General features: G+C 60.8%; 9 protein-coding genes. 1 reads left to right on the plus strand and 8 read right to left on the minus strand.

Annotated features, from left to right (window positions below):
- Positions 1–57 precede the first annotated feature (57 nt).
- From P8Y39_03620 to P8Y39_03655, 8 genes are all read right to left on the minus strand, one after another.
- A complete protein-coding gene (locus P8Y39_03620; protein MEJ2191424.1) occupies positions 58–1,146 on the minus strand; it encodes a glycosyltransferase in 1,089 nt (362 codons plus the stop codon).
- A complete protein-coding gene (locus tag P8Y39_03625) occupies positions 1,143–2,186 on the minus strand; it encodes a glycosyltransferase family 9 protein (protein MEJ2191425.1) in 1,044 nt (347 codons plus the stop codon). Before P8Y39_03625 ends, P8Y39_03620 begins: the two co-directional genes overlap by 4 nt.
- Positions 2,153–3,211 (minus strand): lipopolysaccharide heptosyltransferase II, encoded by a 1,059-nt coding sequence (gene waaF, locus P8Y39_03630; protein ID MEJ2191426.1) that lies wholly within the window; start codon positions 3,209–3,211, stop codon positions 2,153–2,155. The genes P8Y39_03625 and waaF overlap by 34 nt, the downstream gene beginning before the upstream one ends.
- A gap of 83 nt (positions 3,212–3,294) precedes the next feature.
- Positions 3,295–4,566, minus strand: a complete 1,272-nt coding sequence (locus tag P8Y39_03635) for an O-antigen ligase family protein (protein ID MEJ2191427.1) — start codon at positions 4,564–4,566, stop codon at positions 3,295–3,297.
- 179 nt (positions 4,567–4,745) lie between these two features.
- Positions 4,746–5,246, minus strand: a complete 501-nt coding sequence (locus tag P8Y39_03640; protein ID MEJ2191428.1) for a hypothetical protein — start codon at positions 5,244–5,246, stop codon at positions 4,746–4,748.
- A 15-nt stretch (positions 5,247–5,261) separates the two neighbouring features.
- Positions 5,262–5,810 carry an HAD family hydrolase gene (locus tag P8Y39_03645; protein ID MEJ2191429.1) on the minus strand — a complete coding sequence of 183 codons (549 nt, stop codon included), beginning with the start codon at positions 5,808–5,810 and terminating at the stop codon, positions 5,262–5,264.
- Positions 5,807–6,070, minus strand: coding sequence for a hypothetical protein (locus tag P8Y39_03650; protein ID MEJ2191430.1), 264 nt, complete (start codon positions 6,068–6,070; stop codon positions 5,807–5,809). The genes P8Y39_03645 and P8Y39_03650 overlap by 4 nt, the downstream gene beginning before the upstream one ends.
- Positions 6,071–6,138: 68 nt before the next feature.
- Positions 6,139–7,338, minus strand: a complete 1,200-nt coding sequence (locus P8Y39_03655) for a glycosyltransferase (protein MEJ2191431.1) — start codon at positions 7,336–7,338, stop codon at positions 6,139–6,141.
- On the opposite strand from P8Y39_03655, the gene P8Y39_03660 reads away from it, so the two are divergent.
- Positions 7,313–7,951: kinase/pyrophosphorylase (locus P8Y39_03660; GenBank protein MEJ2191432.1), on the plus strand; the 639-nt coding region annotated here is incomplete at its 3' end. The genes P8Y39_03655 and P8Y39_03660 overlap by 26 nt on opposite strands.

Here is a 7,951-nt window from a genome sequence, read left to right on the forward strand (position 1 = left end):
GGTTCGGGGCTTTCTATCCTCGGGCAGGGACCCGCGAACCACAAGGTTTCAGCACCCCTATGCCCCCTGGAGCAGCTCTCCGTAAACACGCAGGTTGCCCTCCACCATGGCGGCGGTGGAGAACTCCTCCTCGGCAATACGTCTGCCCGCCGCTCCCATGGCCCTCCGCGTCTCGGCAGAGCCCAGGAGCCGAACCAGGGCCTCAGCCAGGGCCCGGCTGCTGCCGGGCTCGACGAGGCGGCCGTTCATGCCGTCCCGGATGATTTCGGGGATGCCCCCGACGCGGGTGGCTATGATGGGCACCCCCGAGGCGGCAGCCTGAAGAAGCGAGACGCCAAGCCCCTCCATCTGAGCCGGGTGTGCCACCACGTCCAGGCAGGGGAGGATGCGGTGCAGGTCGGTTCGAAAGCCCGGGAAGAGGACGGCGTGCTCGATGCGGAGGGTCCGGCAGACGCCCTTCATCACCGCCTCGAGAGGCCCCTTCCCGAAAAGCAGGAAGCGTGCGGCCGGAAAGGACTGGAGGACCCGCGGGACGGCCTCGAGGAGGTATTCGTGGCCTTTCCTCTTGATGAACTGGGCCGCCATCCCCACGGTGCGATTCTCCTCTCCGAGGGAGAACTCTCTCCTGAACCATTCCCCCTCGCAGCCGGGCCGGTACTTCTCCAGGTCCACCGCGCTCGGCACGCACCGTATGCGCGATGGGTCCAACCCTTCCTCGACGAGCACTTTCCGGATGCCCTCCGATATGGTTATGACCCTGTCATAGAGCCGGTACTTCAGGTGAACCAGGGGGCGCGGCTCGGGGTTGTCCACCCGGCGGGAAAGGATAGTTCTGGAACCGGTGAAGGCGGCTGCGAGCCCTCCCAGGACGTCCGCGCCCCGGCGGCTGTGCAGATGGACGATATCGGGAGCTGCGGACACGATGATTCTCCGGAGCCGCCAGATGAAACGAAGGTCCAGGTCGCCCGCCATGGGCAGGGGATGGACCTGGTCGGCCAGTCCCCTGGCCTGGTCCGCCAGGGCGCTGCCCCTCGTGCAGACCAGGATGTTTGAGACCCCGCGCTCCTTGAGCCCCCGAAGGAGGTAAAGCACCTGGAGGGCTCCACCGAACAGGTTCTTTCCGGTCTCCACGTGAAGGACTTTCATGCGGCCTCCAGGAGCCGGGAGGCCGCTCCCAGGACCTCCTCGACCCCAATGGCGGAAAGGCAGGGGAAGTCCCCCGCGCAGACGGGATGACGCTTGCAGGGGGAGCATCCGAACCCTTTATAGATAATGGCCGTCCCCGCAAGGCCGGTGTCGTCGTAGGGAAAGGTGGACCCGAAGACGGCTACCGTGGGAACCTGGAAGGCGATTCCCATGTGGGTGAGGGCGGTGTCGCCACCCACGAGCAGGGACGCGTGCTTGGCAAGGGCGGCCGACTCCTTGAGGGTGGCCTCCCCGGCAACGCAGAAGGCGTTTCCTCTGGACCGTTCCTCGATGCGGAGGGCCTTCTCCCTGTCCGCGCTCCCCCCCAGGATGAGGGAGTGCATGCCGTACCTCTCGGCCAGGAGCATGGCCAGGCGCGGCCACCGCTCTCCGGGCCATTCCTTCTGAGGCTTGGAGGAGAAAGGACAGAGGGCAGCATAGGGGCCCGAAAGGCCCCGGGCCCGCCGGAAATCCCGGACGAAGACTTCCTCCTTCTCGCCAAGGGCGATGTCCATTCGGAAGTCGCCGGGGTCAAGCCCCAGCCCCCGGACGAACTGATGATACTGGGCCCCGATGCGTCTTTCGCTCCTGTCCCAGGGGACGACCTTTCTCATGAGAAGCCGGCTGCCCTCCCTGGAGGCGAGCCCTACGCGCTCTGGCGCGCCCGAAAGCATGGCGATGAGCCCGCTTTTAAGGAAACCCTGGAGGTCCAGCACAAGGTCGAAGCGGCGGGAGCGCAGGGCGCCGGTGAAAAGACGCGCCTCCCTGAGGACGGCCATGTAGCTCCGTGCGCGAAAAAGGCCCTTCCACGCCTCCTTGGGCCAGACCATCACCTCGTCAAGAAGGGGGTTGGTGCAAAGGAGGCCGCTTGAGGCCTCCTCCACAAGCCAGGTGAGGCGGGCTCCGGGGTAAGCGTTCCTGAGCACCCTGATGACCGGTGTTGCCATCACCACGTCGCCGATGGCGCTCAGCTTGATAATGAGGATGTTTCGGGGTTCCATGTCTCCTTCAGTGCTTCCATGGCCGTCTCGAAGGCCTCGTCCACGGTAATGAGGTCCAGGCAGCGCGTATGCCCTTCGGGGCAAACCTCCCTGATACAGGGGCTGCACGGGAGGTCCTTGCGTATGATGCGGACCCGGGGGCTCAGGGGGCGGATCTCCCGGATGTCGGCCGCTCCCACAAAGGTGACCACCGGCCGCCCGAGGGCCCAGGCCAGATGCATGGGGCCTGTATCGTTGGAGACGACCAGGTCGCAGAGACCCAGGAGGGCCATAAGCCCCCGGAGGCTTATCGTGCCGGTCATATCGAAAGGCCGTGCCCTCATCCGCTGCCTGATTGCCTTGGATATCTCTTTTTCGTCCGGGCCGCCGAGGATGAGCACGCTCCCCCCGGTGGCCGCCGCCAGCCGGTCGCCCAGGTGGGCGAAGCGTTCCGGAGACCATCGGCGGGTGAGGGCCACGGCCCCGGGGATAAAGCCGATAAGGGGCCTTCGGACGTTGTTTTGAGAAACGAAGCGCAATGCGTCTTCCTTCTCTTCAGAGGTGATAAAGAGTTCCGGCATCCGGTCCTCGGTAGCCGCTCCGCACACGGCCGTAAGGGCGAGGTAGTGGTCCACCTGATGCACTGCGCTTTGCGGGAAGGGCAGTTTGCGGGTAAGGAGAGGCCCGCGAAGTTCCTTCCTGTATCCGATTCGTTCCGGGATGCCCGCGAGAAAGGGAGCAAGCGCCGCATCGAAACAGTTGTGGAAAACCACCGCAAGGTCGAATCCTTTCCCGCGTAATTCCCGGGCGAGCCGGAGCCTTCCCCCGATGCCCGCATGGGCGTCCCGGCTATCGAAAATCAGTACCTCGTCCACACAGGGGTTGTTCTTGAAAAGGCTTGCCGGCAGGGGTTTCGTGAGCACCGTGAGCCGCGCGCCGGGGAAGGCCTGCTTGAGGGCTTTTACGGCGGGCAGGGAAAAAACCGTATCCCCTATACGGTTGACCCCCCTTACCAGTATGTTCTTATAGGAGCCCGGGCTATTCAAAGGAGCGATGCCCTCGAGATTTCTTCCGTATTATACCTTGACGTCGGCGCCAGGGTTGCCAGCCGTTTACGCCCGAGCGACTGTTAACCTCTCCGTATCTCTGTACGTATGGGGTTTTCCGGGGTTGCGACACCGTAGCCGCCAAACAGGCCCAGGCTGAACATGAATACCGCCAGAAATTTGCTGACACCCAGGTTATATTCCGTTAATCCTTCCAGGACGGTCAAGAGGGTGACAAGGAGGATCAGATATCCGTTTATCGGGCGACCGGCCTTGAGCATTTTCATCCCCCATCTGAACAACTGCGCCAGGACCACGCAGAGAATGACGAGCCCTACCAGCCCCTGCGTGGCCAATGCCTGAAAAAAGATGTTATGGGCATGGCAGGTCACGGAGATAGGGGCGATTTCCTTCTGGGCGATAAGCTTGTTTACGTCGTCATCGAAATCCCCGACCCCCTCGCCCACGAGCGGCGAGCCTTCGAACATCAGCAGGGAGGCCTTCCAGAGCACGAATCGGCTTCCGGTGCTTCCGTATGGACCTTCCGTGTAAAGAGAGGTATAAATCGAAGTCGCTCTGGTCCGGAGCTCCTTGCTCTGGACAAAAATGACAAGAAGCACGGCCAGGGCCGAGAGGGTAAATATCAATGCCTTACGAGGGCGGTAGAGGAAGAGAATAAGCGGGCACGCCGCTGCAAGCGATATCCAGACCCCCCTGGTCAAGGAAAAAAGTACACCCGTAAAAGACGCCAGTACGGTCAGCAGGAGCAGAAAAGTCACTTTCCTGTTCCTGGGCAATACGTCGTTCGGAATCAGCAACAGCATGAGGGCAATGGCCCCGGAAAAGGAAAGGGTTTCGGCGTAATGGATGGGATGGGCAAAAGCGTGGGACCGGTCAACGTGCTTCAACAGGATGCCAAAGTGCTGGAAAACTCCCATGATGCCCGCCAGCACCGCGCCTGCAATAAAAACGTAGATTATCTTTTTCCTGCTCTGGTCGCTCAAAGGGCTGATTACCAGAAGTCCGCCAAGAAAGATGGCCCATTGCCTTTTCAGCTCGACGAGCCCCCGGAGCCGGTTGTCCGATACTATGACCGCGCTTATCGCCATGTTTACAAGCATGATAATCGTCCATATGACCAGCGGCCTCGGCAGATAATCCTTCCGGGTGAACCTCGTGTGCATTTTCAGGATGAGAAGCAGGAGGAGACTTAGCAATCCAAAGGAATTGATGCCCGTCTGCGAGAAAAACGCCGAGAGGGCGAACGCGCCGAGCGTCACGACCAGAACCTGTTCGATTCTTTTCGCTCTTGCGCTGAATACGCGGTTGTGCGTATCGGCAACGGCTTCGTTCACGCGCCGTCCTTTTTGATGAGACGATTTTTCGCCGCGTGAATCGCCCCCGTTTTGCTTACGTCCATGGGGACCACGGGCTGAGGAACGGGATTTGAAGCGGACGGTTGAAAGCCGGATTTAAATTCAACACTCGCGCGGGCATCGATATCCGAAACACCTCATTCTCCCTGGGATGGCGGTTAGAGGTTGAGGCAGCTTACCCATATGGTGTTAAACGCGTATGTTTCGTCAGCCAGAAAGTCGGCCATGGAGCTTCCGGGGTTCTTATGCTTTTGATACCGCCGGAACTGGCCCTCCAGAGAGTCGAGCACGAGGGCCTTTCTGTCGGCGAAGGGATAGACGCACCTGCCCATGGCCTTCTCGCCCTCCACATCGATAAGACGCGTGGCAAACACGCTGCCCGTCCGAAGCCCCTCTAGGACCGCGGCCATCTCTTTATCGGGCCTTGAATCCTCGATAAACCTGTCGATAAAGCCCTTTGCCTCCCCGGGGCGATAGTCGCATACGAGCCAGTCCTCGAAATTCATGAAACCCAGCTCCAGCGGTCTGCCGCCGAGGAAATCCGCCGGGTCCTCCTCCTCCCAGAAATAGTCGTATGCCTCGTCTATTTCCTCGACGTGCTTTGCCCTTACAAAGGCGACGACGGAATTGTACGCCTGATTCAGGATAGTCTCTCTCACGACAAAAACTCCTTGTTATATATCACTGAGAATATACTTTACCGCTTCGGCAAGACCTCGTGCAACAAAAGCCGCGTTCGGGGAGCCGCTCTGCTTTCCCGTAAGCACCAGCACGCCCTTGGCCCCCACCGCCTTTGCAAGCAGCATGTCCGCTTCCTTATCGCCCACCACGTAGGAACGCGTGAGGTCAACCCCGTGCTCCACCCCGGCCCTCAGGAGCATGCCTGGCTCGGGCTTACGGCAGGCGCAGTGTTCGTCCTGATGGTGGGGGCAGTAGTAAAAATCTTCGAATCCGTGTGCGTCAATAAAATATCTGTTGACTTCCCTGACGAACTCCTCTTTGATTATGCCCCTGGCTATTCCTGACTGGTTCGTAATGCCGATAAGTTTAAAATGCTTATCTCTCAATAGCTTGAGAGATGCAATGTCAGGAAGTACTTTAAAGTCTTCCCACCTGCTCAGGTAATCCGCGTCCTCGCAGAGGGTGCCGTCCCTGTCAAAGAAAACGGCCCGGCGGTCGCGACGCCCCTCGACCCGGGCAGGGGGGGCCTGGTTGCCCGTCATTTCCTCTCACTTTCCACGCCCAGCTCTTCGAGCCTCTCTCTGGCCTTTGCCGCGTAAGGGCTCTCGGGGTGCTCCCGCAGGAGCTCCCTGTAAAGCCGGAGGGCGTGCTCGCGGTTGTTCTGGAGCTCCTCGAACCGGGCATTGTCATAAAGGGAGGCGGGGCTTTCGGAGCAGGCCACAAGCCCGAAGAGAAGAAGGGCGCATATGATTGCCGAGAGCCTCTTCATGGTCCGGTGCCCCAGATATTCTCTATTGTACACGCTTGGCCGCCGGTGGTGGCAAGTCTTCTTCCGCGACGGGAGAAGGGGAGCGCGCGTCCCTTGCCGTTTCAGGGCTCATCGGGCACCGGACGCCCCTCGGCAACGTGCCCCATTATCCTCTCGAGCCGCGCCCGGACCACTGCCATGCTGTATCGTTCCTTGCACCTTTGCCTCGCCATATTCCCCAACCGGGCCGCCTCCGCGGGTTGCTCAAGGAGACGTTTTATTGCCCCGGACATTTCCTCCGGACGCTCGGGCTCGACCACCAGGGCGCAGCCGTCCAGTATTTGCGGAATGTCCGCCACGGCAGTGGAGACTATGGGTCGGGCCATGGCCATGGCATCCAGAAGTTTCGAAGGCAGTTGCCCCCGGGTAGCCGTGTTTCGTTTTTGGGGCACCACGACCACGTCAGCCGCTTTCAAATATTCGGGCACCTTGTGCATCGGTATCTGCCCGATGATATGAAGCCTGTCCCTTGCCTTTTCCTGGAGCCTTCGTTCGTATTTGCCCCCGGGTTTGCCGCCCACTATCACCATGACCACCGAAGGGTCGTCCACCCCGAGCACCGCCTCCAGGGCGTCGTCCACCCCTTTGGGCTTTCTGGGCGTCCCGAGGAACATCACTTTCTTCTTCCCCGCAAGTCCGGCCAGTTCCCCGGCAGGCGCGTGTTTACCGGGGTCCATGGCCTCGGTGTCCTTGGCATGCGGTATGAGCATCCCACCGTACTTTTTTTGAAGAAACGACGATACGGTGGTACGGGCATCGGCCAGGCGTATGAGCTTGTGCATGAGCAGGGTCGAGCAGAATCCGTTGGGGTTGGTGACGTGAAGCAGTCGCGTGAGGCGGTTCACCACTTTGTCTTTGTAATAAAAGCCCAACTCCCAGTCGTCTATGTCCAGAACCACCGGGGTGCGCGAAAAAAGCTTCTTCAAAAGTGCATAACCGAAGCTCGTAAACCTGGGCTTGACCGCGTAGACGATGTCTCCGTCTATCGCTTTCAATATCCTCGGCAGACGGAAAAGGAGGACAGGCAGCGAACCGCCCGGCAATACCGTGACCTTGAACTCACCGCTGGCAAGGGGTTCCCAGATTTTGCCGTTCTTCGCGGGTCCGCATATCTCTACGTCGTACTTTGCCGAAAGAGCCTGGGCCAGAATGTACGCTCTGCCCAGGGAATTATTGGATACGTCAAAGTCCAGGATGCTGATCTTGGGACGTCTGCCTTCTTGCATCATCTTGTTCTTGGAAGGCGAGAAGACCCAGACCACGGCGCCCCATCTGCATCTGGTGTCCGATGCCACCGGCGAGACGCTCAATTCCGTCGCTCGCGCCTGCCTGGTGCAGTTCGAAGGGGTGGAGCCGCGCGAGCACGTCTGGAGCCTGGTGCGCACGCCCAGCCAGATGGAGCGCGTGGTCGAAGGCATTCGCCAGCACCCGGGCCCGGTGATCATGACCATCATCAACGATTCCCTGCGCGCCCGGCTGGTCGAGGGCTGCCGCGAGCTGGGCGTGCCCTGCATCCCTGTCCTGGACCCGGTGATCCACACACTGGCCGCCTACTTCGGCGTCACGATCCGGGGCCGGCCCGGCCTGCAACACGCCCTGGACGCCGAGTATTTCGAGCGGATCGAGGCAGTGAACTTCGCGCTATCCAACGACGACGGTCAGCAGACCGAACGCCTGCGCGACGCCGACCTGATCGTCCTGGGCGTCTCGCGCACCTCCAAGACGCCGACCTGCATCTATCTCGCCAACCGCGGGATCCGGGCGGCCAACGTCCCGGTCGTCCCCGGCATTCCGCTGCCCGATGCGCTCTTTCAGTTGAAGGACACGCTGATCGTCGGCCTGACCAAGGACCCGCAGCAGCTTGTCCAGGTACGC

The organism is Nitrospirota bacterium (assembly GCA_037386965.1).
Classification (GTDB): Bacteria; Nitrospirota; Thermodesulfovibrionia; order Thermodesulfovibrionales; family JdFR-86; genus JARRLN01.

What these genes read in the sequence shown, in the direction of transcription:
- P8Y39_03645 (MEJ2191429.1), bottom strand. Translation starts at nt 5,810, where the DNA reads ATGACGGGCAACCAGGCCCCCCCTGCCCGGGTCGAGGGGCGTCGCGAC.
- P8Y39_03620 (MEJ2191424.1), bottom strand. Translation starts at nt 1,146, where the DNA reads ATGAAAGTCCTTCACGTGGAGACCGGAAAGAACCTGTTCGGTGGAGCC.
- P8Y39_03625 (MEJ2191425.1), bottom strand. Translation starts at nt 2,186, where the DNA reads ATGGAACCCCGAAACATCCTCATTATCAAGCTGAGCGCCATCGGCGAC.